Source organism: Nonomuraea sp. B208 (genome assembly GCF_057536035.1).
Genome location: NZ_BAAJOU010000033.1, coordinates 331,776 through 358,339, shown reverse-complemented (window position 1 = coordinate 358,339; position 26,564 = coordinate 331,776). Strand labels below are relative to the sequence as shown.

The 26,564-nt window shown below is 70.8% G+C and carries 24 protein-coding genes, 3 tRNA genes and 1 riboswitch; of the genes, 11 read left to right on the top strand and 16 right to left on the bottom strand.

Translation table 11 applies throughout. The features are described from left to right. Positions 1–7: 7 nt before the first annotated feature. Positions 8–208: a hypothetical protein gene (locus AC27IY_RS47050; protein WP_344206481.1), complete on the top strand. Its 201-nt coding sequence runs from the start codon at positions 8–10 to the stop codon at positions 206–208. Positions 209–277: 69 nt separating this feature from the next. On the opposite strand, the gene AC27IY_RS47045 is transcribed toward AC27IY_RS47050, so the two are convergent. The 4 genes from AC27IY_RS47045 to leuC all read right to left on the bottom strand — a co-directional run bounded on the left by AC27IY_RS47045 (position 278) and on the right by leuC (position 2,881). Then, a complete protein-coding gene (locus AC27IY_RS47045) occupies positions 278–577 on the bottom strand; it encodes an HU family DNA-binding protein (RefSeq protein WP_020543974.1) in 300 nt (99 codons plus the stop codon). A 99-nt stretch (positions 578–676) separates the two neighbouring features. Continuing rightward, positions 677–916 (bottom strand): SCO5555 family protein, encoded by a 240-nt coding sequence (locus AC27IY_RS47040; RefSeq protein WP_329590566.1) that lies wholly within the window; start codon positions 914–916, stop codon positions 677–679. After that, a complete protein-coding gene (leuD, locus tag AC27IY_RS47035) occupies positions 895–1,482 on the bottom strand; it encodes a 3-isopropylmalate dehydratase small subunit (protein ID WP_344206480.1) in 588 nt (195 codons plus the stop codon). Before leuD ends, AC27IY_RS47040 begins: the two co-directional genes overlap by 22 nt. Before the next feature lie 13 nt (positions 1,483–1,495). Then, a complete protein-coding gene (leuC, locus tag AC27IY_RS47030) occupies positions 1,496–2,881 on the bottom strand; it encodes a 3-isopropylmalate dehydratase large subunit (RefSeq protein WP_344206479.1) in 1,386 nt (461 codons plus the stop codon). A 143-nt stretch (positions 2,882–3,024) separates the two neighbouring features. On the opposite strand from leuC, the gene AC27IY_RS47025 reads away from it, so the two are divergent. Then, entirely contained in the window at positions 3,025–3,741 is a 717-nt protein-coding gene (locus tag AC27IY_RS47025; protein ID WP_020543978.1) for an IclR family transcriptional regulator, read from the top strand. A gap of 58 nt (positions 3,742–3,799) precedes the next feature. Beyond that, positions 3,800–5,521, top strand: a complete 1,722-nt coding sequence (locus AC27IY_RS47020; RefSeq protein WP_423475406.1) for a hypothetical protein — start codon at positions 3,800–3,802, stop codon at positions 5,519–5,521. 111 nt (positions 5,522–5,632) lie between these two features. On the opposite strand, the gene AC27IY_RS47015 is transcribed toward AC27IY_RS47020, so the two are convergent. The 4 genes from AC27IY_RS47015 to AC27IY_RS47000 all read right to left on the bottom strand — a co-directional run bounded on the left by AC27IY_RS47015 (position 5,633) and on the right by AC27IY_RS47000 (position 7,746). After that, positions 5,633–5,705 (bottom strand) — tRNA-Glu (locus AC27IY_RS47015). 19 nt (positions 5,706–5,724) lie between these two features. Beyond that, a tRNA-Glu gene (locus AC27IY_RS47010) sits at positions 5,725–5,800 on the bottom strand. A gap of 111 nt (positions 5,801–5,911) precedes the next feature. Further along, entirely contained in the window at positions 5,912–6,532 is a 621-nt protein-coding gene (locus AC27IY_RS47005) for a response regulator (RefSeq protein ID WP_423475407.1), read from the bottom strand. Beyond that, positions 6,529–7,746, bottom strand: coding sequence for a sensor histidine kinase (locus AC27IY_RS47000; RefSeq protein WP_423475409.1), 1,218 nt, complete (start codon positions 7,744–7,746; stop codon positions 6,529–6,531). The genes AC27IY_RS47005 and AC27IY_RS47000 overlap by 4 nt, the downstream gene beginning before the upstream one ends. A gap of 110 nt (positions 7,747–7,856) precedes the next feature. Between AC27IY_RS47000 and AC27IY_RS46995 the strand changes: the two genes are divergently transcribed. Further along, the gene (locus AC27IY_RS46995; RefSeq protein ID WP_487181900.1) at positions 7,857–8,798 is read left to right on the top strand and encodes an alpha/beta fold hydrolase; all 942 of its coding nucleotides are present in this window, start codon (positions 7,857–7,859) and stop codon (positions 8,796–8,798) included. Positions 8,799–8,861: 63 nt separating this feature from the next. On the opposite strand, the gene AC27IY_RS46990 is transcribed toward AC27IY_RS46995, so the two are convergent. Beyond that, positions 8,862–8,933, bottom strand: a tRNA-Gln gene (locus AC27IY_RS46990). Positions 8,934–9,099: 166 nt separating this feature from the next. Between AC27IY_RS46990 and AC27IY_RS46985 the strand changes: the two genes are divergently transcribed. Then, on the top strand, positions 9,100–11,070 hold the full coding sequence (locus tag AC27IY_RS46985; RefSeq protein ID WP_487181899.1) for a M3 family metallopeptidase: 1,971 nt from the start codon (positions 9,100–9,102) through the stop codon (positions 11,068–11,070). A gap of 55 nt (positions 11,071–11,125) precedes the next feature. Here the strand turns inward: AC27IY_RS46985 and gltX are convergent, their stop codons facing one another. Together gltX and AC27IY_RS46975 are read right to left on the bottom strand one after the other, a co-directional pair. Then, positions 11,126–12,466 carry a glutamate--tRNA ligase gene (gene gltX / locus AC27IY_RS46980; RefSeq protein WP_423446679.1) on the bottom strand — a complete coding sequence of 447 codons (1,341 nt, stop codon included), beginning with the start codon at positions 12,464–12,466 and terminating at the stop codon, positions 11,126–11,128. Positions 12,467–12,500: 34 nt separating this feature from the next. Next, positions 12,501–13,277 carry a fumarylacetoacetate hydrolase family protein gene (locus tag AC27IY_RS46975; protein ID WP_344206472.1) on the bottom strand — a complete coding sequence of 259 codons (777 nt, stop codon included), beginning with the start codon at positions 13,275–13,277 and terminating at the stop codon, positions 12,501–12,503. A gap of 117 nt (positions 13,278–13,394) precedes the next feature. Here AC27IY_RS46975 and AC27IY_RS46970 point away from each other — a divergent pair, with 117 nt between their 5' ends. Both AC27IY_RS46970 and AC27IY_RS46965 read left to right on the top strand, forming a co-directional pair. Beyond that, a complete protein-coding gene (locus AC27IY_RS46970) occupies positions 13,395–13,748 on the top strand; it encodes an antibiotic biosynthesis monooxygenase family protein (RefSeq protein WP_423475413.1) in 354 nt (117 codons plus the stop codon). Between the two features lie 106 nt (positions 13,749–13,854). Beyond that, positions 13,855–15,498 (top strand): heparinase II/III domain-containing protein, encoded by a 1,644-nt coding sequence (locus AC27IY_RS46965; RefSeq protein ID WP_487181898.1) that lies wholly within the window; start codon positions 13,855–13,857, stop codon positions 15,496–15,498. Positions 15,499–15,515: 17 nt separating this feature from the next. Here AC27IY_RS46965 and cimA read toward each other — a convergent pair whose 3' ends face one another. Further along, complete coding sequence (cimA, locus tag AC27IY_RS46960; protein ID WP_344206469.1) at positions 15,516–17,090, bottom strand: citramalate synthase; 1,575 nt, start codon at positions 17,088–17,090, stop codon at positions 15,516–15,518. Positions 17,091–17,278: 188 nt separating this feature from the next. Then, complete coding sequence (locus AC27IY_RS46955; RefSeq protein WP_423475415.1) at positions 17,279–17,923, bottom strand: DsbA family protein; 645 nt, start codon at positions 17,921–17,923, stop codon at positions 17,279–17,281. A 58-nt stretch (positions 17,924–17,981) separates the two neighbouring features. Here AC27IY_RS46955 and AC27IY_RS46950 point away from each other — a divergent pair, with 58 nt between their 5' ends. Beyond that, positions 17,982–18,626 carry an O-methyltransferase gene (locus AC27IY_RS46950; protein WP_487181897.1) on the top strand — a complete coding sequence of 215 codons (645 nt, stop codon included), beginning with the start codon at positions 17,982–17,984 and terminating at the stop codon, positions 18,624–18,626. Positions 18,627–18,647: 21 nt separating this feature from the next. Here AC27IY_RS46950 and AC27IY_RS46945 read toward each other — a convergent pair whose 3' ends face one another. Together AC27IY_RS46945 and AC27IY_RS46940 are read right to left on the bottom strand one after the other, a co-directional pair. Beyond that, on the bottom strand, positions 18,648–19,745 hold the full coding sequence (locus tag AC27IY_RS46945) for a branched-chain amino acid aminotransferase (protein WP_344206466.1): 1,098 nt from the start codon (positions 19,743–19,745) through the stop codon (positions 18,648–18,650). Positions 19,746–19,968: 223 nt separating this feature from the next. Next, on the bottom strand, positions 19,969–21,015 hold the full coding sequence (locus AC27IY_RS46940) for a 3-isopropylmalate dehydrogenase (protein WP_423446441.1): 1,047 nt from the start codon (positions 21,013–21,015) through the stop codon (positions 19,969–19,971). 112 nt (positions 21,016–21,127) lie between these two features. Further along, positions 21,128–21,269, top strand: a riboswitch (cyclic di-AMP (ydaO/yuaA leader). Between the two features lie 24 nt (positions 21,270–21,293). Between AC27IY_RS46940 and AC27IY_RS46935 the strand changes: the two genes are divergently transcribed. After that, positions 21,294–21,893 carry a C40 family peptidase gene (locus AC27IY_RS46935; protein ID WP_449953469.1) on the top strand — a complete coding sequence of 200 codons (600 nt, stop codon included), beginning with the start codon at positions 21,294–21,296 and terminating at the stop codon, positions 21,891–21,893. Positions 21,894–22,307: 414 nt separating this feature from the next. On the opposite strand, the gene serA is transcribed toward AC27IY_RS46935, so the two are convergent. Next, positions 22,308–23,897, bottom strand: a complete 1,590-nt coding sequence (gene serA / locus AC27IY_RS46930) for a phosphoglycerate dehydrogenase (RefSeq protein WP_344206463.1) — start codon at positions 23,895–23,897, stop codon at positions 22,308–22,310. A gap of 242 nt (positions 23,898–24,139) precedes the next feature. Here serA and AC27IY_RS46925 point away from each other — a divergent pair, with 242 nt between their 5' ends. Further along, complete coding sequence (locus AC27IY_RS46925; RefSeq protein WP_344206462.1) at positions 24,140–24,994, top strand: hypothetical protein; 855 nt, start codon at positions 24,140–24,142, stop codon at positions 24,992–24,994. A 188-nt stretch (positions 24,995–25,182) separates the two neighbouring features. Then, positions 25,183–26,532 carry an MFS transporter gene (locus tag AC27IY_RS46920; protein WP_487181896.1) on the top strand — a complete coding sequence of 450 codons (1,350 nt, stop codon included), beginning with the start codon at positions 25,183–25,185 and terminating at the stop codon, positions 26,530–26,532. Positions 26,533–26,564 lie beyond the last annotated feature (32 nt).

Here is a 26,564-nt window from a genome sequence, read left to right as displayed (position 1 = left end):
TGGTGGCGTGCAGGGCACGGTACGCAGCTTCGACGAGGCCACCAGGTCGGGCACGGTCTTCCTTGACGACGGGACCGTGCTGGAGTTCGACGCCCCCGCCTTCGACGCGGGCCCGCTGCGGCTGCTGCGCACCGGGCAGCGGGTCAACCTGGCGCTGACCGGGGAGCGGGTCACGTACATCACGCTGTCCACGTTCCCGCTGCCCTAGAAGGCCGCACAACGCGCGACGCCCGGGCGAGGAGCCCGGGCGTGACGGTCCGCTGACGATCTGCTGCGGCTACTTCTTCTTGCCGCTCTTCTTGCCGCCCTCGTTCACGAGGTCCTTGAACTCCGAACCGGGGCGGAACTTGGGAGCCCAGCTCTCCGCGACGTTGATCTCGGCACCCGTCGACGGGTTCCTGGCCGTGCGCGCCGGCTTGTTCACCATCTCGAACGCGCCGAAGCCCGTGATCGAGACCTTGTCGCCGCTCGCCACGGCCTTCTGGATGGTGTCGATGACCGCGTTCACGGCCTCGGTGGCCGTCCTCTTGTCGCCCACCCGGTCCGAAATGGCCTCGACGAGTTCTCGCTTGTTCATGAAAGTCCTGCTCCCCCAGTTATGGTCAGGGTTCCAGCACACGAGTTCGACGTAGAAACCCCTTACGCGAGTCGAAAGTAGGCGGGATCGCGGGGGAACTCAATCACCGACGGTGTTTTCGTCATTACGTGGCGTGTCGAGCGCGGACAGGAACGCCTCCAGCCGGGCCGCCGCCCGCTCGGGGTCACGCTTGGCGAGGTCGCAGATGGCGAGATAGCGGCGGGCCAGCCGCGCCTTGTCCACGGCGGGATCGGCGGCGGGCAGCAGGCGGACGCGGCGGTGCGCCTCGCGCAACCGCCGCGCCAGTTCGTCGTCCTCTAGACGGTCGTCGGCAGCCATGGCTGCCGACCATTCTCGTACGCCGTGATGTCCTCGGCGTGACGCAGGGTCAGTCCGATGTCGTCCAGGCCCTCCATCAGCCGCCAGCGGGTGTAGTCGTCGATCTCGAACGCGACGACCTCGTCCGCCCAGCGGACCTGGCGTTCGGCCAGGTCAACGGTGATCTCCAGCTTGGGGTCCGCCTCGACGGCGGCCTGCAGGGCCTCGACCTTGTCGCCGGGCAGGACGACCGGCAGCAGGCCCATCTTGGTGGAGTTGTTGCGGAAGATGTCGCCGAAGCGGGCGGCGATCACGGCGCGGAACCCGTACTGCTGCAGGGCCCACACCGCGTGCTCGCGGGAGGAGCCGGTGCCGAAGTCGGGGCCGGAGACGAGGATCGAGCCGCCCTCGTAGGCGGGGTCGTTCAGCACGAACGTGGGGTCCTCGCGCCAGGCGGCGAACAGGCCCTTCTCGAAGCCGGTGCGGCTGACCTGCTTGAGCCAGACGGCCGGGATGATCTGGTCGGTGTCGACGTTGCTGCGGCGCAGCGGCACCGCCGTACCGGTGTGGGTGGTGAAGGCTTCCATCGGTCGTGACTCCTTACAGGTCGGCGGGGGCGGTCAGGCGGCCGGTGACCGCGGTCGCGGCGGCGACCTGCGGCGACACCAGGTGGGTGCGGCCACCCTTGCCCTGGCGGCCCTCGAAGTTGCGGTTGGAGGTCGAGGCGCTGCGCTCGCCCGGCTGGAGCGTGTCGGGGTTCATGCCGAGGCACATCGAGCAGCCGGCCTCGCGCCACTCGGCGCCCGCGGCCTTGAACACCTCGTGCAGGCCCTCCTGCTCGGCCTGGAGCTTGACCAGCATCGAGCCGGGCACGATGAGCGTGCGGGTCTTGACCTGGCGGCCCTTCAGGATCTCGGCGGCCGAGCGCAGGTCCTCGATGCGGCCGTTGGTGCACGAGCCGACGAAGACGGTGTCGACCTCGATCTCACGCAGCGGCGTGCCGGCCGACAGGCCCATGTACTCCAGCGCCCGCTCGGCGGCGGCCCGCGCGACCGGGTCGGCGAAGGACTCGGGGCTCGGGACGGACTCGCCCAGCGGCAGGCCCTGGCCGGGGTTGGTGCCCCACGTGACGTACGGGGTCAGCGTCGTCGCGTCGATCTCCACGACCTGGTCGAAGACGGCGTCGTCGTCGGTGCGCAGCGACTTCCAGTACGCGACGGCCTGGTCCCACGCCTCGCCCTCGGGCGCGTGCGGGCGGCCCTTGAGATAGGCGAACGTGGTCTCGTCGGGGGCGATCATGCCCGCCCGCGCGCCGGCCTCGATCGACATGTTGCAGACGGTCATGCGGCCCTCCATGGAGAGCTTGCGCACGGCCTCGCCGCGGTACTCGATGATGTGGCCCTGGCCGCCGCCGGTGCCGATCTTGGCGATGATGGCCAGGATCAGGTCCTTGGCGGTGACGCCGGCGGGCAGCTCGCCGCTGACCTCGACGGCCATCGTCTTCGGCCGGTAGGCGGGCAGCGTCTGGGTGGCGAGCACGTGCTCGACCTCGGAGGTGCCGATGCCGAAGGCGATGCCGCCGAACGCGCCGTGCGTGGAGGTGTGCGAGTCGCCGCAGACGATCGTCATGCCCGGCTGGGTCAGGCCGAACTGCGGGCCGATGATGTGCACCACGCCCTGCCCGGCGTCGCCCATCGGGTGCAGCCGGATGCCGAACTCGGCGGCGTTCTTGCGCAGCGTCTCGACCTGCGTCTTGGACACGGGGTCGGAGATCGGGCCGAGCACGGTCGGCACGTTGTGGTCCTCGGTGGCGATGGTGAGGTCGGGGCGGCGCACCTTGCGGCCGGCGAGGCGGAGCCCGTCGAACGCCTGCGGACTGGTCACCTCGTGAATGAGGTGCAGGTCGATGTAGAGCAGGTCAGGTTCGCCCTCGGCACGCCTCACGACGTGCTGCTCCCAGACCTTCTCGGCCAGTGTGCGGCCCATGATCTCCTCCTGTGTCTTCGCGATGCGCCGTCGCATCGCCCGCTCAAGGCCCGCCCCCGTCTGCCGCTCCGGGTCCCGGTGCATATTTGCGGGAGTTTGCCTCCGACTTGCCTTCTCATATGTCGAGACTGCAGTATCGGTACATGGACAACTCTAGCGGAGTCGGAGTACTCGACAAGGCCGTTCTTGTACTCAATGCCCTAGAAGCGGGACCCGCTTCACTGGCGCAGCTCGTCCAGGCCACCGGTCTGGCCCGCCCCACGGCCCACCGTCTGGCCGTCGCACTGGAGCATCACCGCATCGTCAGCCGGGACACACAGGGCCGTTTCGTGCTGGGGCCGCGGCTGTCGGAGTTGTCCACCGCCGCCGGCGAGGACCGGCTGCTCGCCGTGGCCTCCCCCGTCCTCATGCAGCTCAGGGACCTGACCGGGGAGAGTGCGCAACTTTACCGCCGGCAGGGCGATGAGCGGGTCTGCGTGGCCGCGGCCGAGCGGGCCAGCGGCCTGCGCGACACCGTCCCGGTCGGCTCGGCGCTGCCCATGACGGCCGGCTCGGCGGCCCAGATCCTGCTCGCCTGGGAGGAGCCCGACCGGCTGCACCGCGGCCTGCGCGGCGCCAAGTTCACCGCCGCGACCCTGGCCTCCGTACGGCGGCGCGGCTGGGCCCACAGCGTCGGCGAGCGCGAGCAGGGTGTGGCGAGCGTCTCGGCGCCCATAAGGGGCAGCGGCGGCAAGGTGATCGCGGCCGTGTCGGTCTCCGGCCCCATCGAACGGCTGACCCGGGCCCCCGGCCGGCTGCACGCGGTGCCGGTCATGGCCGCCGCCGAGCGCATCACCGAGGCCATGCGGCGCACGTCATGATCAGCAAAAGGATGTATTTCGGGAGCCGTCAACGTCGGGAGCGCACTAGCCTGAGTGCGTGACAGATCGCATCGAGGTAGCCGCCACTGAGCTGCGACCCCTGCTCGAAGAGTTCATCATGTGGGCGCGCGTCAACGCGCCCGACAGCGACCCCGAGCTCGTGGGGCCCGCCGCCCTGTGGCACCGTCTCGCCTTCTCGCCGGACCCCGGCACCTGGAAGCGCGCCGACCTGCGCAACCTGCTGCTCGACCGCATGCCGGAGGTGGTGGAGGATCCCGACGCCGCCGCCGACGGGATGCTCCCGGCCGTGGACGCCTACCTCACGTTCCTCTCGCAGACCGGCAGGCTGACCAAGCGCTCCGACTCCCTCGCCGATCTGCAGGCCGAGCTCGACGACGTCGAGGACGAGTTCGTCGAGCTCATGGACGAGCTCGTCGAGGACGGCGACGACGCCGACGAGGCGGACGGCGAGGAGGAGACCGGCGACCTCGGCGACTTCGAGCCGTTCGCCGACGAGCTCGCCGACCTCGACACGATCCGGCTGCGGCCCGACTCCGAGCTGGCCGCGGCCGCCCGGCGGGCCCCGCTCATCGCCAAGGCCCGCGACCTGGCCCTCTGGGTCGGCTCCGGCCGCCGCGTGGGCGAGGACACCCTGCTCAGCGACGCCGAGGTGGAGGAGGCGCTGGCCGCCGTCGGGCTGCCCAGGCCCGAGGTCGAGGGCCCGATCGCCGAGGCCGTGCCCTACCTGTGGAACATCTGGAACCTCGCCGTGGACCTCGAGTTCCTGGAGCCGGGCGAGGGCAACACGGTCGCGGTCCAGGACGACACGGCCGAGTGGCCGTTCGACGACGACGAGGACGTCCTCGACGCCTGGATGCTCGGGCTCCACTCGGTCGACTACGGCGACCCCGAGCTGTCCGACGACGACCTGACCATGGCGCTGGCCGGTCTGACCCGCGGCGTGCTGGTCAGGCTGCTGCTGGCCGGCGGCTCGCGCGACCTCGACGAGCTGGCGCGCGAGCTGTCCGAGGCCGCCGCCGAGCTGGACGAGGAGCTCGGCGCCGACGCCTGGGAGGCCGCCGGCGACCCGCTCGCCCCCGCCGTCGACTGGCTGGTCGGCTACGGCATGGTGGAGGTCGAGGGCCGCACGCTCAAGCTCACGCCGCTCGGCACCGAGGGCGTCGTCCACCTGGTGGACGACGCCGACATCGAGGTGGACGCCCGGCCCGCCATCGAGTCGATGAGCGCCCACGAGCTGCTGGCGCTCAGCGCCGAGCTGCCCGAGGAGGAGGCCGACGCCGAGTTCGCCGCCTGGATGCGGCTGCGCGAGCCGGCCAAGGCCGCCGAGGAGCTGCTGGAGGCCGCGGCCGAGGACGAGAGCGACGCGCTCATCCGGGTGCAGGCGGCCAGCGTCGTCGGCACGCTGGGCGAGGCCGCGCTCCCCGCCTGGCAGGAGGCGCTCAAGCAGCCGTCGCTGCGGCCCTACGCGGCCACGCACCTCAGCCAGCTCAAGGTCGAGGGCGCTCCCGAGCCGACGCAGGACGACACCCACTGGCTCATTCTCGACATGTGGACGATCTCGGCCGGGCTCGGCCGGTCGGAGTTCGTGAGCAGCCTCCAGGACATCGGCCCCGAGATGGTCACCGAGCTGCTCGAGGTCATCTGGAAGATCCCGCACGCGCACGTCGAGGAGCTGCTGGACCTCATCTCCCAGGTCCACCCGGACAAGCAGATCGCGAAGGCGGCCCGGCGGGCGCTGTTCAAGGCCCGCTCGGTGTGACGCCACGGAAAGCCCCCGCCGTTCGCGGTGGGGGCTTTCCTCTCGCGGTACGGCCTCGTGAAACGCGAAACGCTCCGGGCCAGAGGCGCCGGAGCGTTGATGGAGCAGACGTAGTCCCGACCGGATTCGAACCGGCGCTACCGCCTTGAGAGGGCGGCGTCCTGGGCCACTAGACGACGGGACCTTCGCGAGCTTGTGACCAGTGGTAGTCCCGACCGGATTCGAACCGGCGCTACCGCCTTGAGAGGGCGGCGTCCTGGGCCACTAGACGACGGGACCCTGTCCACAAGCTTTCGTCGCCGGATCTCCCCGGCGACGCAGGTAACTCTACCGCACCCCGCAGACCACAACCAAACCGCTTAACAGCGCTCCGTACGCCCTTACCGGCGGTCAGGCGGTGAGCAGGCCGCGCCGGTAGCCCTCGCTCACGGCGGCGGCCCGGTCGCGGACGTCGAGCTTGGCGTACACGTGCAGCAGGTGCGTCTTGACGCTGGCCTCGCTGATGAACAGTGCGGCCGCCGCCTCCTTGTTGGTCGCTCCCCCGGCCACCAGCCGCAGCACCTCCAGCTCGCGCCTGCTCAGGGCGCCTCTGGACGGTCTGCGTACCTGCTCGGCCAGCCGGCCGGCGACGGCGGGCGCGATCACGGTCTCGCCCCGGTGGACGGCCAGCACCGCGCGGACCAGCTCGCCGGACGGGGCGTCCTTGAGCAGGTAGCCGTGGGCGCCCGCCTCCAGCGCGGGCAGCACGTCGGTGTCGAACGTGGTCAGCACCAGCACCCGGGGGCCGGTGCCGGCGATGCGCCTGATGGCGGCGACGCCGCCCAGGCCGGGCATGCGCAGGTCCATCAGCACGACGTCGGGACGCAGCTCGGCGGCCAGGCGCACGGCCTGCTCCCCGTCGGCGGCCTCGCCCGCGAGCTCCACGCCGGAGCCGGGGCCGAGGGCGGCGCGCAGGCCGTCGCGCACGATGGGGTGGTCGTCGGCGACCAGCACCCGCACGGGTGGCGTCATGAGTCCTCCCCTCCGCCCGCCATCGTCTCATCGGCCGGGCCGGGGGAACGGTGGCGGGCGACGGACAGAGCTGGGACGGCGGCCGCGATCGCGGTGCCCGCGCCCGGCCGTGACTCGATCTCCAGGGTGCCGCCGGCGGCCCGGACCCGCTGCCGCATGCCGTCGAGCCCGAAGCCGTCAGTGGCCGCCTGCGGATCGAACCCGGCTCCGTCATCCCGGATGTCCAGGAGCACGAGATCGTCCGTGTACGACAGGGTCAGAGCCGCCCTGGTGGCTTCCGCATGCTTGGCGACGTTCGCCAGAGCCTCCTGGGCGACGCGGAACAGGGTGGCCTCCAGGTCGGCGGACAGCGCGACCGGCCATCCGGTGACCTCGCAGGCCAGCGGCACCCCCGACATCCGCGACCAGGACGCGGCCATGCGTTCCAGCGCCTCCGGCAGGCTCGACCGTTCCAGCGGGCCGGGACGCAGCGCGTTCACCGACCGGCGGGCCTCGGCCAGCCCGCGCCGGGCCAGCGTGGCGGCCTGGCCGAGGTGGCGGCCGGCCTCCTCGCCGGTGGCGCCGGCGGCGGCGTCGAGCTGGCGGATCAGCGCGACGAGGTCCTGGGTCAGGGTGTCGTGCAGCTCGCCGGCCACCCGGTGCCGCTCGTCGCGTACGCCCGCGTGCCTGGCCTGGTCGAGCAGCCTGGCGTGCAGGGAGGCGTTCTCGTCCATGGCGGCGCGCAGGCGTACGACGAGGCGGCGGCGCTGGTCGTGCTCGGCGGCGACGTACCAGCCGGCGACGGCCAGGGGCAGGGCGACGCCGGCGATCACGGTGAGCAGCGCGGCGCGGTCGCCGGGGGCCGCCTGGGCGGCCACGACGACGACGGCGGTGACCGTCACCCCGGCCATCACCAGCCGGGACGGGAGCAGCGCGAGGGCGAGCGGATAGCCGATCGCGGCGAACACCGCGAAGGCGGCGTGCGCGGCCGTCAGCGCTCCGGCGAGGGCCACGAGGACGAGGTAGTGGCCCACGACGAGCACGCGACGCCGGTCGCGGCGCGGGTGCAGCCAGGCGAGCGGCGCGACCCACACGGCGGCGGCCACGGCGAGCACGGGCCACCCCGCGTCGCCGCCGTTCGTGCCCGTGAGGGCGGCGGCGGTCGCGGAGGTCGCGAGCAACGCGTACGCGAGCCCCAGGAAGACCCACCGTTCGCGCCCGTCGAGCCGGCTCATGCCCTCCAGCCTGGCACGGCATCCACCGATCGGTGGATACGCGGCCTCCACCGATCGCGGAGCCGGCCGGGCGAAGCGGCGCCGGGTCCGCGCGGGCGACGATCGGGGGCATGAGCGATCCCACACGAAGGAAGACGATCCAGCTGGCCACGGCCGCGGGCGCGCTCGGCGTCCAGGCGGCCGCCATGACGGGCGGGCCGCCCCGGCGGGGCAGGGAGGTGACCACGTTCGTCTTCGTGACCGGCTCGAACGGCGTGGCCTCCGCCGACGCCGAGCTGACCCTGCGCGGGCACCGCTCGGTGGGCGTGAGCCTGCCGGGGCACGGCCCCGCCGAGCAGTTCCACGTCGCCTACCAGGCACCCCAGGATCTTGCGGTGCTGGCGGCGCTGCCCTCGCCGGTGGCGCGGGTGACGCTCGACGACTACGTGGCGGCCACGGTGGACACCGTACGCCGGGCCGCCCGGCACGGCCGGGTGGTGCTGGTGGGCGGCAGCCTCGGCGGCTCCACCGTGACGAAGGCCGCCGACGCCGTGCCCGACCTGGTCGACCTGCTGGTCTACGACGCCTCCTTCTGCTGCACGGAGCTGCGTTCCCCGGCGGAGTACATGGAGACGCCGGAGAACGCCGGCAGCCTGGCGGGCAGCGTGCTCGGCGCGATCGTCGGCGACCCCCGCGAGCTGGGCGCGATCCGGGTGAACTGGCGGACGAACGACCCGGCGTTCCTGGCGGCCGCCAAGGCCGCGTACATGGCCGGCGGGACCGACGGCGAGCTGCTGGCCATGCTGAACACACTGCTGCCTGACGAGAGCCTGCAGGTGTCCGGCGCGGACTCCCGTGGCCGCCCGGACGCCTGGGGGCGGGTGCCGCGCGTCTACATCCGGCACTCCCGTGACCGGGTCATCCCGCTCGCGCTCCAGGACCGCATGATCAGGGAGGCGGACGCGGCCACGCCGGGCAACCGGTTCGAGGTCTTCACCGTGGACACCTCCCACGCCCCGACCCCGGAGGACTACCGCCAGATCACCGACATCCTGGACAAGCTGGCGCGCTGACCCGCGGTCGGAAAACAAAAAAGCGGGGGTCTCGATGAGACTCCCGCCGCAGGTGGCGCCTTGCTGGGGTACCAGGACTCGAACCTAGACTAACTGAACCAGAATCAGTCGTGCTGCCAATTACACCATACCCCACCGCTGTCACGAGCTCCGTGGAGCGCGCTTGGCGACGTCCGAAAGAATAGCCCAGCTCCGGGGGTAAGACCAAAACGATTGCCGGACGGGGTGACCGCCGGGCGCGGCGGGAGCGTGGCCGTGCCAAGCTGTGGGGGACAAAACACCACGTGGAGGAGCCCGAGCTTTGGCAGAGAACCCCTTCTTCGCCCCCAGTGACCTGCCGTACGAGCTGCCGCCCTTCGCCGAGATCCGCGAGGAGCACTACCTGCCCGCCTTCCGGCGCGGCATGGCGGAGCAGCTGGCGGAGGTCGAGGCGATCGCCGGCAGCACCGAGCCGCCGACGTTCGACGACACGATCGCCGCGCTCGAACGGTCGGGGCGCGTCCTCGACCGCACGGCCACGGCCTTCTTCAGCATCGCCTCCTCCAACTCCAGCGACGGCATCATGGAGATCGAGAAGGAGATCTCTCCCGAGCTGACCCGGCACAGCGACAGCATCCGGTTGAACCGGGCGCTGTGGGCGCGCATCAAGCAGGTCACCACCTCCGACCCGGAGGAGGCGTGGCTGCTGCAGAAATACCGCGAGGACTTCATCAGGGCCGGCGCCGACCTGTCGGAGACCGAGCAGGCCCGGCTGCGCGAGCTCAACGAGGAGCTGTCGCGGCTGTCCACCGAGTTCGCGCAGGCGCTGCTCAAGGCGGCCACCGAGGCCGCGCTGGTGGTCAAGGACCCGGCCGAGCTGGACGGCTTCGACCAGGCCAGGATCGACTCGCTGCGCCAGGACGACGGCACGTACGCGCTGCCGCTGCTCAACTTCACCGCCCAGCCCGCGCTCTCCCAGCTCACGAACCGCGACGTGCGCCGCCGCCTGTTCGAGCTGAGCGTCGGCCGCGCGCCGGGCAACTTCGCGATCGCGGCCAGGATGGCGGCGCTGCGCGCCGAGCGGGCGGCGCTGCTCGGCTTCCCCGACCACGCCTCCTACGTGGTGGCCGACCAGACGGCCAAGACCGTCGAGGCGGTCGAGGAGATGCTCGGCCAGCTCGTCGGCCCGGCCGTGCGCAACGCCGGGCGGGAGGCCGAGGAGCTGGCCCAGCAGGCCGGGTTCCCGATCGAGCCGTGGGACTGGCCCTACTACTCCGAGCAGGTGCGCAAGGCCCGCTACGACTTCGACGACAGCGCGGTGCGGCCGTACTTCGAGCTGGAGCGGGTCTACCGCGACGGCATCTTCTTCGCGGCCGGCAAGCTGTACGGCGTCACCTTCTCCGAGCGGCCCGACCTGGCCGGCTACCACCCGGACGTGAAGGTGTTCGAGGTGTTCGAGGAGGACGGCTCCGCGCTCGGGCTGTTCCTGCTGGACCCGTACGCGCGGGCGAACAAGCGCGGCGGGGCGTGGATGAACAACCTGGTGGACCAGTCGCTGCTGTTCGGGCTGCGGCCGGTGGTGCTGAACAACCTCAACGTCACCAAGCCCGCATCGGGGCCGACGCTGCTCACCTACGACGAGGTCACGACCGCCTTCCACGAGTTCGGGCACGCCCTGCACGGCCTGTTCTCGAAGGTGCGCTTCCCGCGCGTGTCCGGCACCTCGGTGCCGCGCGACTTCGTCGAGTACCCCTCGCAGGTCAACGAGATGTGGGTGACCTGGCCCGAGGTGCTGGCCAACTACGCCAGGCACCACGAGACGGGCGAGCCGATGCCGGCCGAGCTGGTGGAGAAGCTGACCGCGGCCGAGACGTTCAACCAGGGCTTCAAGACCGTCGAATATCTCGCCGCCACGCTGCTCGACTGGGCCTGGCACCGGCTCGCGCCGGGCGAGGAGGTGGCGGACGCCGAGGCGTTCGAGGCGGCGGCGCTGGAGCGGGCCGGGATCGCCGTGCCGCAGGTGCGGCCGCGCTACCGCACCAACTACTTCGCGCACATCTTCGCCGGCGGCTACAGCGCCGGCTACTACTCCTACATCTGGAGCGAGGTGCTGGACGCCGAGAGCGTCGAGTGGTTCAAGGAGAACGGCGGGCTGCGCAGGGAGAACGGCGAGCACTTCCGCCGCGAGCTGCTGTCGCGGGGCGGCAGCCTCGACCCGCTGAGCGCCTTCCGCAACTTCCGGGGGCGCGAGCCGCGCATCGAGCCGCTGCTGAAGCGGCGCGGCCTGGACTGACGAACGGCCCGGCCGGGGCGGCCCGCCACGAGAGCGGGCCGCCCCGGCGGGCACGTCAGACGCCGACGGCGCCGAGGCGGGCCAGGGCGACGCGCAGGCGGTCCTGGGTGCGCTCGCGGCCCAGCACCTCGATCGACTCGAACAGCGGCAGGCCCACCGTGCGGCCGGTGACGGCCACCCGCACCGGCGCCTGGGCCTTGCCCAGCTTGAGCCCGTGGGCCGCGCCGACCTCCTCCAGAGCCTCCTTCAGCGACTCGGGGTCCCAGCTCACCAGCTCCAGCCGCGCCAGGTAGCCGGAGATGATCTCCACCGGGGAGTTCTTCATCGCCTTGTCCCAGGACGCCTGGTCGAACACCGGCTCGTCGAGGAAGAGGAAGTCGACGTTCTGCCGGATCTCCGACAGCACCCCGATGCGCGTCTGGGCGAGCGGCGCGACCTTGCTGAACAGCTCGCGGTCCCAGCCGTCCTCCAGGTAGGGGGCGCAGCGCTCCTCGAACGTCTCCAGCGGCAGCGCCCGGATGTACTCGCCGTTGAAGGCCCGCAGCTTCTTCTCGTCGAAGAACGCGCTGGAGGAGTTGACGTCCTCGAGCCGGAACAGCGGCACCATCTCCGACCACGGCATGATCTCGCGGTCCTCGCCGGGGCCCCAGCCGAGCAGCATGAGGTAGTTGACCATGGCCTCGGCTAGGTAGCCCTCGGCGCGGTAGTCCTCCAGTGCCACCTTGTCGCGGCGCTTGGACAGCTTCTTGCGCTGCTCGTTGACGATCACCGGCAGGTGCGCCCACACCGGCGGGTTGGCGCCGAGGGCCGGCCAGAGCAGCATCTGCTTGGCCGCGTTGCCCAGGTGCTCCTCGCCGCGTACGACGTGGGTGATGTTCTGGGTGATGTCGTCGACCGCGTTGGCCAGCACGTAGAGCGGCGAGCCGTCGGTGCGGGCGATGACGAAGTCCTCCTGGGCCTCGTTGGGGAACTCGACGTCGCCGCGGATGAGGTCGGACACGATGGTCACGCCCTCGTCGGGGGTGCGGAAGCGGACCGCGCCCTCGGTCAGGCCGCGCTCGCGGCAGTGGCCGTCGTAGCCGCGGTGCTCGGAGCCGGTGCGGGCGACCAGCGCCTCGCGGGTGCAGTCGCAGTAGTAGGCGCGGCCGTCGGCGAGCAGCTTGGCCACGGCCTCGCGGTGCTGCGGCTCGTACGCCGACTGGAAGTAGGGGCCCTCGAAGGCCGGGTTGGTGCCGTTGACACCGATCCAGTCGAGCGCGGAGATGATGCCCTCGGTCCACTCCGGGCGGTTGCGCGTGGCGTCGGTGTCCTCGACGCGCAGCACGAACCGGCCGCCGGACTGCTCGGCCAGCGCCCAGTTGAACAGCGCCGTGCGGGCGCCGCCGACGTGGAACATGCCGGTGGGGGACGGGGCGAACCTGACCCGTACGTCAGTCACGGGAGACCACCTTGTTCGTGAGTGTGCCGATGCCTTCGATGCCGACGCTGACCTCGTCGCCGACCTGGAGCGGGCCGACGCCGGCCGGCGTGCCGGTCAGGATGACGTCGCCGGGGATGAGCGTCATGACCGCGCTGACGTAGGCGACCAGCGCGGGGATGTCGTGGATGAGCTGGGTGGTGCGGCCGCTCTGGCGCACCTCGCCGTTGACCGTGGTCGTGAGGGCCAGGTCGCTCGGGTCGAGGTCGGTCTGGATCCACGGCCCGAGCGGGCAGAAGGTGTCGAAGCTCTTGGCCCGGGTGAACTGCACGTCCTTCTTCTGCAGGTCGCGCGCGGTCACATCGTTGGCGCAGGTGTAGCCGAAGATGACGTCCTTGACCCGCTCGACCGGGACCTCGCGGCACAGCCGGCCGATGACCACGGCCAGCTCGCCCTCGTAGTCGACGCGGTCGGACAGGTGGACCGGGTAGGCGATCTGCTCGCCGTGGCCGATCACCGAGGTGGACGGCTTCATGAAGATGAGCGGCTCCTCCGGCACCTCGTTGCCCATCTCCTGGGCGTGCTCGGCGTAGTTCCTGCCGATGGCGACGACCTTGCTCGGCAGCATCGGAGCCAGCAGCTTGACCTGGCTGAGCGGCTGGCGCTCGCCGGTGAACTGCACCTGGCTGAACGGGTGACCGGCGACGGTGGAGATGAACTCCTCGCCGGGACCGCCTTCGACCACGCCGAACGACACGCCTTCGCCTGTGGAGAACCTCGCTATACGCACCTGTCCAGGCTATCGCCGCCGCCGTGGGAGTCCGTTCACCTGGCCCGCGCGGCTCACGTACGACGGGTTAGCCTGGACCCCTGACCTGCGCAGGTGCGCTGACGAGAGGGGTTTCCCATGTCCGTCGTGAAGATCAACGTGCTGACCGTGCCGGCCGCCATGCGGGAGGAGCTCGAACGGCGGTTCGCCGGGCGGGCGGGGATGGTGGAGTCCGCGGACGGGTTCGAGTGGTTCGAGCTGCTGCGGCCGGTGGACGGGACCGAGCGCTACCTCGTCTACACGCGCTGGCGGAGCGAGGCGGACTTCGAGGCGTGGCAGCAGAGCCAGGAGTTCGCCCGCGGTCACGCGCGGGCCGCCGGCGAGGCCCAGGGCTCTCAGGGGCATGGGCACGGTCACGGCCAGGGTCCGGCCGCGAGCGGGTCCGAGTTGTGGACGTTCGAGGTGGTCGAGAGCGCCACCCCCAAGGCGTAGCGGGCGGTTAACGAATCGGGCACTCGGCTTGACCGGATGATCGCGCACGCGAAAGCATGTCCCGCCTCAAGCTTGTGTGTCCTGGTTCGTGCTGAAAGGAACTGGCGTGCGCCGCCTCGCGATCCCTCTTGCCCTCACGCTCGCGCTCGGCGGCCTGGCCGGGGCACCGGCGCACGCGGCTCAGGACGGCAAGGTGGCGCGCACCGCGGCGTGCCAGGGCGACTGGCTGCCCGGCACGCCGACCGCCGCGGACGTCATGGGCGGCGAGATCTCGCTGGTGGGGCTGCCGGCGTACAAGCTGGGTGAGAAGGTCGACTGGGGCGCGAGCCCGTACAAGAACCGCTCCTGGGAGTTCGTCTTCCAGTCGCTGCGCTGGCTCGGCACGCTCGTCGTCGAGTACGAGAACACCGGCGAGCGGCGCTACCTCGACCGCGCGACCGAGCTCGCCAAGGACTGGGTGGCGAACAACAAGTACGGCGCCCGCGGCACGAAGCCCTACGTCTGGAAGGACCACCCGGTCTCGCTGCGCACCCAGCCGCTGCTGTGCCTGAGCGAGCACGTCAAGGACTCCTGGCTGAAGGACAGCCTGGCCGTGCACGCCAAGCTCCTCGCGAACCCGGCCCTGTACAAGAAGGGCCACAACCACGGCATCGACCAGGACATCGCGCTCATGGGCATCGGCTGCCGCTACGGCCGCAAGGACTGGGCCGACCTGGCGTCCAGGCGCCTGACCGGCACCGTCAAGCTGGACGTGGACGCCCAGGGCGCGCTGATGGAGCAGGCGCCCCGCTACGCCGTCTACGTCTACGGCCGCCTCCAGGTCGCGATGACGAACATGAAGTCCTGCGGCCGCAAGGTCCCCGGCGAGATCGCCAAGCGCGCCGAGGCGCTGAAGGACTTCATCGCGCACGCCACCATGCCGAACGGCTACATGGCGCCGCTCGGCGACGGCAGCGCCGAGACCGAGCCGAAGATGGAGACCGGCACGCCGAAGCAGAAGGTCAAGGTCTACCGGGCCGGCTACGTGTTCGGCCGGACGGCCTTCGACAAGCAGGACTCGGCGTACTACTCGATCAGGTTCGGGCCGGGGATGAAGTTCCACGGCCACGAGGACCACCTGGGCGTCACCTACTACGCGCAGGGCCGCGACATCCTCGTGGACGCCGGCTTCCACTCCTACGAGAAGAGCGCCTACCGCTACTGGACGCTCTCCCCCGAGGCGCACAACGTGCCGACGGTGGTCGGGGCGAAGTTCCGGCCGCGCACCTCCTCGCGGCTGACGAAGTCCTCGCTCGGCGACGACCGGCAGGCGTTCCGGGTGACGGACGACGCCTACGGCGTGAGCCGTACGCGGTCGGTGCTGGTCGACCACGGCGAGGACCTGATGGCGGTGCTCGACACCGCCGGGGGCGGCAAGCAGGTGCGGAACCTGTGGCGGTTCGCCCCGTCGCTCAAGGTCGTCTCGAACGGCGGCGGCAAGGTCGTGCTGGCCGACGGCAAGTTCAAGGTCACGCTGCTGCAGCTGTCGCCGTCGTGCGCGAAGGTGGGCGGGCAGCGGGTGGAGCGCGGCGGGAAGCTCGGCTGGGTGTCGCCGACCTACCTGTCGAGGCAGGCGGCCACGGTGGTGGTCTCGCCTGCGGCGAAGTCCCTGCTGACGGTGGTCGTGCCTGGGACGGACGCGCCGAAGGTGTCGTGCTCCGGCGGCAAGGTGACGGTCGAAGGGGTCTCCTTCTCCGCCCGCCTGCTCTGACCTCGGACTCCCCTGGCTCAGCAGTCGCGGCCGGCGCGCAGCAGGCCGTACGTGACCGCCTGCTCCAGGGCCTGCCAGGAGGCGTCGATGATGTTCTCGGCGACGCCGACCGTGGCCCACTCGCCGGTGTCGTCGCTGCTGGTGATGAGCACGCGGGTGACCGCGTCGGTGCCGTGGGTGTCCTCCAGGATGCGGACCTTGAAGTCGACCAGCTGCACCTTGGCCAGCTCGGGGTAGAGCTGCTCCAGCGCCAGCCGGACGGCCTTGTCGAGGGCGTTGACGGGGCCGTTGCCCTCGCCGGTCGCCACGATGCGCTCGCCCTTGGCGTGCACCTTCACGGTGGCCTCGCTGACCAGCTCGCCGCCCTTGGTGCGCTCGACGATGACCCGCCAGGACTCCACCTCGAAGTGGCGCTTGCGCTCGCCGTGGACGGTGTCGCGCAGCAGCAGCTCGAAGGAGGCGTCGGCGGCCTCGAAGGTGAAGCCCCGCGACTCCAGCTCCTTCACCCGCTCGACCAGCGCCTTGGTGTGCTCGCCCGTCAGCTCGTAGCCCAGCTCGCGGCCCTTGAGCTCGACGGAGGCGCGACCGGCCATGTCGGAGACCAGCATGCGCATGTCGTTGCCGACGGCGGCCGGGTCGATGTGCTGGTAGAGGTTGGGGTCGACCTTGATGGCGCTCGCGTGCAGGCCGGCCTTGTGCGCGAAGGCGGACATGCCGACGTAGGGGGCGTGCGAGTTGGGGGTGACGTTGGTCACCTCGGTGATGGCGTGCGCGATGCGCGTCATGTCCGCGAGCGCGGCCTGCGGCACCAGGTCGAAGCCGCGCTTGAGCTGCAGGTTGGCGACGACGGTGAAGAGGTTGGCGTTGCCCGAGCGCTCGCCGTAGCCGTTGGCGCAGCCCTGCACGTGGGTGGCGCCGGCGCGGACCGCGGCGAGGGTGTTGGCGACCGCGCAGCCGGTGTCGTCGTGGCAGTGGATGCCGACCCTGGCCCCGGCCTGGACGGCCTCGTGGACGATGTCGGCCAGCTCGTCGGGGAGCATGCCGCCGTTGGTGTCGCACAGCGCGATGACGTCGGCGCCCGCCTCGGCGGCGGTGCGCAGCACCTCCAGCGCGTACGCGGGGTTGGACTTGTAGCCGTCGAAGAAGTGCTCGGCGTCCAGGAAGACCCGCTGGCCCTCCGCACGCAGGTGGGAGACCGTGTCGCGGATCATCGCGAGGTTCTCCTCCAGCGTGGTGCGGAGGGCCAGTTCGACATGCCGGTCGTGACTCTTGGCGACAAGGGTCACGACGGGCGCGCCGGATTCGCGCAATGCGGCCACCAAGGGGTCGTCGGCGGCCTTCACCCCGGCCCGGCGGGTCGCGCCGAACGCGGCGAGCTGCGCGTGCTTCAGGTCGAGCTCGGTGCGAGCACGCCTGAAGAACTCGGTGTCCTTGGGATTGGCTCCGGGCCAGCCGCCCTCGATGAAACCGACGCCCAGTCCGTCCAGGTGACGCGCGACGGCGAGCTTGTCGGCGACGGTCAGGTTGAGCCCTTCCTGCTGCGCGCCGTCACGCAGTGTCGTGTCATATACGTGGAACCGGTCATCGGCCATGAGCTTCTTCCTTCTGGAGATCCCTGGAAAACAAAAAGACCCCTCACGGACGTGAGAGGTCTGCGCGCTGGCGGTGTCCCTGTGTCAGCCAGCGCGCCTGCCGATAATGAGCAGACCGTAGAACATGGTGCTCATCAGTCTGCCATACGTTTCCACCATTCGGCACAAGGATCTCACTGCTCGGACGCCTACACGGTGACGCCGCCACCGCCCGTGACGGCATGCTCCAGGGCCTGCGGGTCGAACGCCTCGCCACCCAGCAGCTTGCCGTCCAGCAGCAGCGTGGGGGTGCCCTCCAACCGGACCTTCGCGGTCTCGGCCAGGTGCGCGTCGGCGTACGACTGGTCGCGTACGCAGCTGTCCACCTGCGCGCCCGCCTTCCTCGCCGCCCCGACCAGCTCCTCGACGGTGAAGCCCGAGGCCACGCCGTGCGGGGCCGGCTGGATCGCGTACAGCTCGTCGCGGAAGGCCAGCCAGCTCGACTCGGGGACGCAGCGCGCGGCCGCGGCGGCGCGGATGGAGTTGGAGCGCATGGGCTCGTCGCGGAAGATGGTCACGGCGTGGAAGACGACCTTGACCTTGCCCTCACGCGCCAGCCGCTGGATCGTCGGATCGACCTTGGCGTGCATGTCCTTGCAGACCGGGCAGTCAAAATCCTCGTAGACATCCAGGACGGGAGCATCGCCGCCGCGGTCCGCCAGCACCATGGACCCGTCGAGCTGACGGGTCAGCCGCACCTCGGCCGAGCTCTCGCCCGGCTCGGAGAACGCCAGCACACCGAGCACCGCGATCACCGCGCACGCGACCGCGACCGCCACCAACCGCTTCATCATTCGCCCACTCTCAGCTTGTCGATCGCGCAGACCCTACCGGAACGGAAACAATGGCCGTATGAAGGCAGACCTCCTGACCCCAGCCGTGGCGCGTTACGTGTACGAGCACTCGACCAAGCCCGACCCCCTGCTGGAGCGACTGGCCCAGGAGACCATGGAGGTCACGGGCGACAGCGCGGGGATGCAGATCTCCCCCGACCAGGGCACGTTCCTCACGATGATCACCCAGCTCATGGCCCCGCAGGTGGCCGTGGAGGTGGGCACGTTCACCGGCTACTCGTCGATCTGCATCGCCCGGGGCCTGCGGGGCGGCCGGCTGCACTGCTTCGACGTGAGCGAGGAGTGGACCTCGATCGCGCGCCGCTACTGGGCGGAGGCCGGGGTGGCCGACCGGGTGACGCTCACCCTGGGCCCGGCGCTGGACACCCTCGCCGCTTTCGACCAGACCGTCGACCTGGCCTTCGTGGACGCCGACAAGGGCAACTACCCCGGCTACTACGAGCTGCTGATCGAGCGCATGCGGCCGGGCGGGCTGCTCATCGCCGACAACACGCTGCGCCGCGGGCACGTGGCCGACCCGTCCCACGACGAGCCGACCACGGTGGAGATCCGCCAGTTCAACGACCTGGTGATCGAGGACCCGCGGGTGAGCGTGCTCATGCTGCCGGTCGCCGACGGCATGACGCTGATCACCAAGCACTGAGACGGGCGCGGGTCCCCGAGGTCAGGCGATCTTGTGGACCCAGCCGTGCGCGTCGGGGCGGGCGCCGTACTGGATGCCGACCAGCTCCTCGCGCACCCGCATGGTCACCGGGCCGGGCGTGCCGTCGGCGACCGTCCAGGCCCGGTCTGCGCCCTTGACCGAGCCGACCGGGGTCACCACGGCGGCCGTGCCGCAGGCGAAGACCTCGGTCAGCTCGCCCGACTCGCACGCCGACTGCCACTCGTCGACCGAGATGAGCCGCTCCTCGGTCTCCAGGCCGAGGTCGCCGGCCAGCTCCAGGATCGACTCGCGGGTGATGCCGGGGAGCAGGGTGCCGGTCAGCGCGGGCGTGACGAGCTTGTTGCCGAAGACGAAGAACAGGTTCATCCCGCCCATCTCCTCGACGTACTCGTGGGACTGGGCGTCCAGCCACACGACCTGGTCGCAGCCGTTCTCGACGGCCTGGCGCTGGGCGACGAAGGCGGCGGCGTAGTTGCCGCCGCACTTGGCGAAGCCGGTGCCGCCGGGGGCGGCCCGGGTGTACTCGGTGGACAGCCACACCGAGACGGGCTTGACGCCGCCGCTGAAGTACGACGCCGCCGGCGAGGCGATGACCATGTACGAGTAGGTCCTGGACGGGTAGTTGACCCCGAGCCCCGCCTGCGTGGCGATCATGAAGGGCCGCAGGTAGAGGCTGTGCCCCTCGGTGGTCGGCACCCACTCCTCGTCGGTGCGGACGAGGAGTTCGAGCGACTCGACGAACGTCTCCTCGGGCAGCTCGGGCATGGCCATGCGGGCGGCCGAGCGGTTGAAGCGGGCGGCGTTGGCGTACGGGCGGAACATCACGATGGAGCCGTTGGCCTGCCGGTACGCCTTCAGGCCCTCGAACAGCTCCTGCGCGTAGTGGAAGACCGCGGTGGCCGGGTCGAGCGAGAGCGGCCCGTACGGCGCCAGCCGGGCGTCGTGCCAGCCGCGACCCTCGGTGTAGTCGATGATGATCATGTGGTCGGTGAAGGACTGCCCGAATCCGGGGTTCGTCAGTACCTGCTCCCGCTCGGCCGCGGTGCGAGCGTGGTCGGATAGCTGCACGTCGAAGCTGAGCTTCTGAGCGATGGTCATGACGATGGTCCTTCTCTCTGCGATTTCGCGAAAATCTACCGAATCCTGAGGGTCCGTGGACCCGCTACAGCGCGGCAGTGCTGCCCGAAGGCAGCTAGTACTTCCTATTGTCTCGCCATATGGGATGACAAGCTGCCGTTGGGCGATTCGGCCACTTCGGACAGCAAAAAGCGCCTGGCGATCCGGGTGCGGACCGCCAGGCGCGTGGGGAGGCTAGGCGGCCCTAGCCGGATACTCGCGCGGTGATGTCGTCGCCGATCTGCGAGGTGGTGCGGCCGGTCCAGCCGGTCAGCCGCTCGACGATGTCGTCGGCGACCGCCTGCTCGACCTTGGCCGCCTCGGCGCTCAGGCCGAGGTGGTCGAGGAGCATGGCGACCGACAGGATGGTGGCGGTCGGGTCGGCCTTGCCCTGGCCCGCGATGTCGGGGGCGCTGCCGTGCACCGGCTCGAACATGCTGGGCGCCGTGCGCTCGGGGTTGATGTTGCCGCTCGCGGCCAGGCCGATGCCGCCCGCGATGGCCGCGCCGAGGTCGGTGATGATGTCGCCGAACAGGTTGTCGGTGACGACGACGTCGAAGCGCCCCGGCTGCGTCACGAAGAACATCGACGCCGCGTCGATGTGGCAGTAGTCGGTGGTGACCTCGGGGTATTCCTCGGCCACCCGGTTGACCGTGCGCTGCCACAGGTCGCCGGCGAAGGTGAGGACGTTGGTCTTGTGGACCAGCGTCAGCTTCTTGCGCGGGCGGCTCTGGGCCTTGTCGAAGGCGTAGCGGACGACGCGCTCGACGCCGTGGGCGGTGTTGAGCGACTCCTGGGTGGCGATCTCGTGCGGCGTGCCGCGCCGCATGGCGCCGCCGGTGCCCGCGTAGAGGCCCTCGGTGCCCTCGCGGACCACGATCATGTCGATGTCCTCGGCCGTGGTGTCGGCCAGCGGGGTCTCGACGCCGGGGAAGAGTTTGACCGGGCGCAGGTTGACGTAGTGGTCGAACTCGAAGCGCAGCCGCAGCAGCAGGTCGCGCTCCAGGATGCCCGGCGGCACGCTGGGGTCGCCCACCGCGCCGAGCAGGATCGCGTCGTAGCCGCGCAGCTCCTGCAGCACCGAGTCGGGCAGCGTCTCGCCGGTGCGGTGGTATCGCGCCGCGCCCAGGTCGTAGTGCGTGGGCTCGATCTTCGTGCCGACGGCTTCGAGGACCTTGAGCCCTTCGGTGACGACCTCGGTGCCGATGCCATCGCCGGGGATGACGGCCAAGCGGATGTTACGCGACTCCATGCCGGTACCTTACCGGCTCGTCTCGCCTGACGAACACCCGGTCTCATTTCTCGGACTGTTCACGAGAAGTCCGATTTGTGAACATTTGCGATCTTTTGACCGATTCGTTAGCGTCCGTGCCCTGCCTAATCCACGCGGCGGTTCGCGTGGAGCCGGGGACCCACTCTCCCCCAGGGGCGAATCGGCATGCGCCGTAGGGCTGCTTCCAAGCCCGAGCCCGTCAGCTAACCCGGTCGGCCGTATGGAAGGACAGTCCCCTGTCTCGCATCGCCATTCTCGTGGCGGCGGGCGCGACCGGCCTCGCCGTGCTCGCCTCCCCCGCCCAGGCCTCCACCCCCGACGAGAACAACCCCGACCGCGCGCCCAAGGCCGAAACCCTCGACCAGCGCGCACTCACCACCACGCTCACCGGTCCGGAACTCAAGAAGATCCGGGACCGGCAGAGCAGGCCCGCCTGGAAGATCGCGCTGAACTTCGCCCTGAAAAAACAGGGCATCCCGTACCTATGGGGCGGGACCGGCAGGGGCGGGTACGACTGCTCGGGCCTCATGCTCCGGGCGTACCAGAAGGCGGGGATCCAGCTGCCCCGCGTCGCCGCCGACCAGTACGCGGCATTCGACAAGAAGGTCTCCTGGAACCACCTCAAGCCCGGCGACCTGGTCTTCTTCAGCAACCTCGGCCACGTCGGGATGATCTCCCGGCCCGGCTACATGGTGCACGCGCCCCGCACCGGCGACGTCATCAAGGAGGAAAAGCTGTCGAGCTGGCGCAGGAGCGTCTTCGTCGGCGGCGTCCGGCCCGACCGCAAGGGCGTACGGGAGTGGGCGGAGCGGCAGGAGGAGCCGGCACCGCCCATGCCCGTCGCGTCGGTGCTCTGACCGACGTCCCTGATGGGTGAGCCGGGGCCCTACCGGCCGGACTCCTGCGGGGCGCCGCCGTTGTCGCGGCGGTCCAGCGCGGTCTGCAGGGCCTCGGCGGCCTCGTCCTTGTGGTCTTCCGCACGGTTCCAGGCGTACATCTCGTACATGATCGTCAACTCGTTTCGCGAGGAGGCGTTACTGACGGGAGGGACTTACCGGCCGACGCGACGCCGTTCACCGCGGCGAGTCGCCGACCTGCCCTAACAGGCCTCGCCGCGGCAGGTAATGAGTACGAGCACCTGGCGCATGTGCTTCCACGTTAACCGAGGAATCTCGTTGGATGTCCTAGCATCCCGCATGCTGAGACAGCTGAGACGACGAAAAGGCCGCCGCCCGATCCGGGCGGCGGCCTTTCGCGCGAGGCGGGGAGTGTCAGTCCTCCAGGTCCACAGAACGGCCGCTCTCTGCGCCGATCTCGGCCACGATCTGGTCGACGATGTCGGCCGGGATCGCCGAGTCGACGGTCAGCGCGATGAGCGCCTTGCCGCCCTTGACGTCGCGGGCCACCTGCATGGAGGCGATGTTGACGCCGTGCTCGCCGAGCAGGCGGCCGACCACGCCGACGATGCCGGGACGGTCGGCGTAGGTGAAGAACGCGAGGTGCGCCGTCGGCTCGATCTCCATCTCGTAGCCGTTGACCTCGACGATCTTGGTGATCTGGCGGGGACCGGACAGCGTGCCCGACACCGAGACCTGGCGGCCGTCGGCCAGCACGCCGCGTACGGTCACCACGTTGCGCCAGTCGGGGCTCTCGGAGCTGGTGATCAGCTCGACGGCGACGCCGCGGTCCTTGGCCAGCAGCGGCGCGTTGACGTAGGTGACCTGCTCCTCGATGACGTCGGCGAAGACGCCCTTGAGCGCGGCCAGCTCGATGACCCGCACGTCCTGGGAGGCGATCTCGCCGCGCACCTCGACGTCGAGCTTGGTGGCGACCTCGCCGGCCAGCGCGGTGAACACCCGGCCCAGCTTCTCGGCCAGCGGCAGGCCCGGCTTGACGTCCTCGGCGACGGCGCCGCCCTGGACGTTGACCGCGTCCGGCACGAACTCGCCCGCGAGCGCCAGCTTCACGCTCCGCGCGACCTGGGTGCCGGCCTTCTCCTGGGCCTCGTGGGTGGAGGCGCCGAGGTGCGGCGTGACGACGACCTGGTCGAGCTCGAACAGCGGGCTGTCGGTGCAGGGCTCCTTGGCGAAGACGTCGAGGCCGGCGCCGGCGACGCGGCCCTCCTTGATCGCGGAGTAGAGCGCGGCCTCGTCCACGATGCCGCCGCGGGCGACGTTGACGATGCGCACGCTCGGCTTGACCTTGTGCAGCGCCTCGTCGCCGATGAGCCCGAGGGTCTCCTTGGTCTTCGGCAGGTGCACGGTGATGAAGTCGGCCTGCTTGAACACCTCGTCGAGGCTCACCAGCTTGACGCCGAGCTGCGCGGCGCGGGCCGGCGGCAGGTAGGGGTCGTAGGCGATGATCTCGACGCCGAACGGCGCCAGCCGCTGCGCCACGAGCTGGCCGATCTTGCCGAAGCCGAGGATGCCGACGACCTTCTCGTCCAGCTCGACGCCGGTGTACTTGGACCGCTTCCACTCCCCGTTCTTCAGCGCGGCGTGCGCCTGGGCGGTGTTGCGCGCGCTGGCCAGGATGAGGGCGACGGTCTGCTCGGCGGCGCTGGTGATGTTGGAGGTCGGCGCGTTGACGACCATGACACCGGCCTTGGTGGCCGCCTCGACGTCGACGTTGTCGAGCCCGACGCCCGCGCGGGCGACCACGCGCAGCTTGGGCGCCGCGGCGATGGCCTCGGCGTCGACCTGCGTCGCGGAGCGCACGATGAGGGCGTCCACGTCGGCGAGGGCGGGCAGGAGCTGGGAACGGTCGGCGCCGTCGGTGTGGCGGACCTCGAAATCGGCGCCGAGAACGGCGAGGCCGGCCTCGGACAGCTCCTCAGCGACCAGTACGACGGGCTTGTTCACAGGTGAATCCTTAGGGGCTTCCGGCGAGTCATGAGGGGGACACGTCCATGGATCCCCCGGCGGTCCTACCGAGTCTAACCGGCGCTTGTGAACGCATTCACGAGAGACCCACCATGTGAGACGGACGGGCGGCTACCCGGTAGAGGACAAAGTCACCCACTCCGGGGCCATCTTCGTCTTGATCGGGAGATTTATTCGCCATTAGCCTGATAAGCCGTGGCCGACTACCTATGGTTCGTCATATGAGCATCGGGAATCCTGCGCTTGCCGACGTTCTCGCCCAGCATGGCACGCCCCACCGGCTGCTGGGCGCCCTCGCCGACGGTGGCGTCCTGGTGGCAGTGCGCCCTGACCGTTCGGTCGTCCTCGGGACGACCCAGGCCGGCGACCGCGTGTTGCTCGGCTACACCAGCGCGACCACCTACGCCCGGCACCGTGGCAGCCATTCCCTGTCGGCGTGCGACGCCGACACCATCCTGGACATCCAGCGCGTCACGGGCGTGCGGGAGATCGTGATCGACGCGGCCGGACCAGCCGCCGCGGCCGTGCCCATCGACGATCTCCAGCGCTTCCTCACCACGACGCGGACCGGGCCCACGCCCGTCCTGTCCGGGGCGGCCCCCGCCGCCTACGCGACGGGCGCGATGGCCACCGTGTCGCGGGGTGCCGCGCTGGCCCAGGTCGCCCCGCCGGCTCCGCAGGCGCCGTCGTTCCCGTGGGTGCCCGCGCCGAGGCCGCACCTGTCGGGCCCGATGCAGCAGGTGGACCCCGGCTACCGCAGGTGCACCCATCCCATCCTGCCCGCGCTGCGGCAGGCGATCGCGCAGCTGCTCATGGACTTCCCGCTCGTGCACCACGTGTGGATCTCCGAGGCGAGCACCGCCTCCGGGGCCACCGGGATCATGCTGCACGTCAAGGTCCACATGTCGGCCGCCGAGGACGTCGTACGCGACCTGCACCGCCTGGTGCGGGCCCGGCTGCCGCAGTTCGCGGCCAGCGGCGCGCCCATCCTCATGGCCCGGGTGGCCGACGCGCGCAGCGAGCGCCGGATGATCGAGATCGGCGCGCACGTGGTGTGCGCCGACGTGCGCGACTGACCTGTGCGCGGCGACGTGCGCGACTGACCTGTGCGCGGCGACGCGCACGACTGACCTGTGCGCGCCGACGCGCACGACTGACCTGTGCGCGCCGACGCGCACGACTGACCTGCGGCGGCGGGATTCTCCTGCCGCCGCCGGCCGAATGGGTCTCCCCAAACAAGCCGTTGCTCGGCTCTAATGTGGGGATGATCACACCGGTCGCGGCCACGGTTCCCCGGGGCGTGCGCCTCGGCTACGGGGTCGGCTCCTTCTGCACGGCCACGGTCAACGCCGTGCCGGGGCTGCTGCTGCTCTACTACATGACCAACTTCCTGGCCGTGCCCGCGTGGCTGGCCGGCGTGGTGGTCACCGCGCCCAAGGTCTGGGACCTGGTCATCAACCCGCTGGTCGGGCGGTGGTCCGACCGGACCGTCTCGCGCTGGGGCCCGCGCCGGCCGTGGCTGCTCGCCGGGGCCTGCACGCTGCCGGTCGCGTTCTTCCTGGTCTTCGCGGGGCCGCCGCTGACGGGGGTGCCCGCCGCCGCCTACGTCGCGGTGTGCTTCCTCGCCACGGCGACGGCGTACGCGCTGTTCGAGGTGCCGTACAAGGCCATGCCCGGCGAGATGACGCACGACTACCACGAGCGCACCTCGCTGCTGCAGTGGCGCATGGTCTTCATCGGCGTGGCCACCGCGATCAGCGGCGTGCTCGCCCCCGCCATCGCCACCGGCGAGGGCGAGCACGGGACGCTGGGCAGCTACCGGACGATGGCGCTCACCATCGCGGTCATCCTGCTGCTCGCCATGCTCGGCTCCTTCTTCGGCACCGCCCGCGCCCCCATGACCGGCGCGCCGGAGGCCGACCGGGGCGACTGGCGCGAACAGCTCGCCGCGATCAAGGGCAATCGGCCGTTCCTCTGGCTGACCGTGCTGGCCTGCACGCAGATGCTGGCGGTGAGCATGATGCTGGCCGCCGCGCCGTACTTCGCCACGTACACGATCGGCGATCCGAAGGCCACGCAGACGCTCTTCGCCGCGCTCGTGGGCCCGATCCTGCTGACCATGCCGCTGTGGGTGCGCCTCGCCAGGCGCTTCGACAAGCGGGGGGCGATGGTGCTGGCGGCCTCGCTGTTCGCCGCGGGGACGGCGGCGGCCATGGCCACGCCGCTGTTCGGGGCGTTGTGGGCGCACGTGACGATCCTGTTCGTCGGCGTCGGGTACGCCGGGCTGCAGCTGCTGCAGTTCTCCATGCTGGCCGACGTCATCGCCGTGGACGCCGCCGAGACCGGCAAGCGGCGCGCGGGCGTGCTCACCGGGCTCTGGACGGCCATCGAGAGCGGCGTCAGCTCGTTCGGCGCGCTGATCTTCGGTGTCGTCCTGTCGATCGGCGGCTTCGTCGAGTCCCAGCCGGACACGCCCGTTCAGCAGCCGGACAGCGCCGTGACGGCCGTGCTGATCGGGCAGACCGCCATCCCCGCGCTGATCATCTTCGCGTCGGTGCTGGTGACGCTGAAGTACCGGCTCACGCCTCCCGTCGCGCCGCCCGCGGACGCGTGAACCCGAGCGCGGCACCCGATTCGGCGTATTCT

What these genes read in the sequence shown, in the direction of transcription:
- AC27IY_RS47000 (WP_423475409.1), bottom strand. Translation starts at nt 7,746, where the DNA reads ATGAGCCGGCTCGACGGGCGCGAACGGTGGGTCTTCCTGGGGCTCGCG.
- AC27IY_RS47005 (WP_423475407.1), bottom strand. Translation starts at nt 6,532, where the DNA reads ATGACGCCACCCGTGCGGGTGCTGGTCGCCGACGACCACCCCATCGTG.
- leuD (WP_344206480.1), bottom strand. Translation starts at nt 1,482, where the DNA reads ATGGAAGCCTTCACCACCCACACCGGTACGGCGGTGCCGCTGCGCCGC.
- AC27IY_RS46995 (WP_487181900.1), top strand. Translation starts at nt 7,857, where the DNA reads ATGAGCGATCCCACACGAAGGAAGACGATCCAGCTGGCCACGGCCGCG.
- leuC (WP_344206479.1), bottom strand. Translation starts at nt 2,881, where the DNA reads ATGGGCCGCACACTGGCCGAGAAGGTCTGGGAGCAGCACGTCGTGAGG.
- AC27IY_RS46950 (WP_487181897.1), top strand. Translation starts at nt 17,982, where the DNA reads ATGAAGGCAGACCTCCTGACCCCAGCCGTGGCGCGTTACGTGTACGAG.
- cimA (WP_344206469.1), bottom strand. Translation starts at nt 17,090, where the DNA reads ATGGCCGATGACCGGTTCCACGTATATGACACGACACTGCGTGACGGC.
- AC27IY_RS47045 (WP_020543974.1), bottom strand. Translation starts at nt 577, where the DNA reads ATGAACAAGCGAGAACTCGTCGAGGCCATTTCGGACCGGGTGGGCGAC.
- gltX (WP_423446679.1), bottom strand. Translation starts at nt 12,466, where the DNA reads ATGTTCCACGTCGGCGGCGCCCGCACGGCGCTGTTCAACTGGGCGCTG.
- AC27IY_RS46920 (WP_487181896.1), top strand. Translation starts at nt 25,183, where the DNA reads ATGATCACACCGGTCGCGGCCACGGTTCCCCGGGGCGTGCGCCTCGGC.
- AC27IY_RS46925 (WP_344206462.1), top strand. Translation starts at nt 24,140, where the DNA reads ATGAGCATCGGGAATCCTGCGCTTGCCGACGTTCTCGCCCAGCATGGC.
- AC27IY_RS46970 (WP_423475413.1), top strand. Translation starts at nt 13,395, where the DNA reads ATGTCCGTCGTGAAGATCAACGTGCTGACCGTGCCGGCCGCCATGCGG.
- AC27IY_RS46945 (WP_344206466.1), bottom strand. Translation starts at nt 19,745, where the DNA reads ATGACCATCGCTCAGAAGCTCAGCTTCGACGTGCAGCTATCCGACCAC.
- AC27IY_RS46955 (WP_423475415.1), bottom strand. Translation starts at nt 17,923, where the DNA reads ATGATGAAGCGGTTGGTGGCGGTCGCGGTCGCGTGCGCGGTGATCGCG.
- AC27IY_RS47040 (WP_329590566.1), bottom strand. Translation starts at nt 916, where the DNA reads ATGGCTGCCGACGACCGTCTAGAGGACGACGAACTGGCGCGGCGGTTG.
- AC27IY_RS46940 (WP_423446441.1), bottom strand. Translation starts at nt 21,015, where the DNA reads ATGGAGTCGCGTAACATCCGCTTGGCCGTCATCCCCGGCGATGGCATC.
- AC27IY_RS47025 (WP_020543978.1), top strand. Translation starts at nt 3,025, where the DNA reads ATGGACAACTCTAGCGGAGTCGGAGTACTCGACAAGGCCGTTCTTGTA.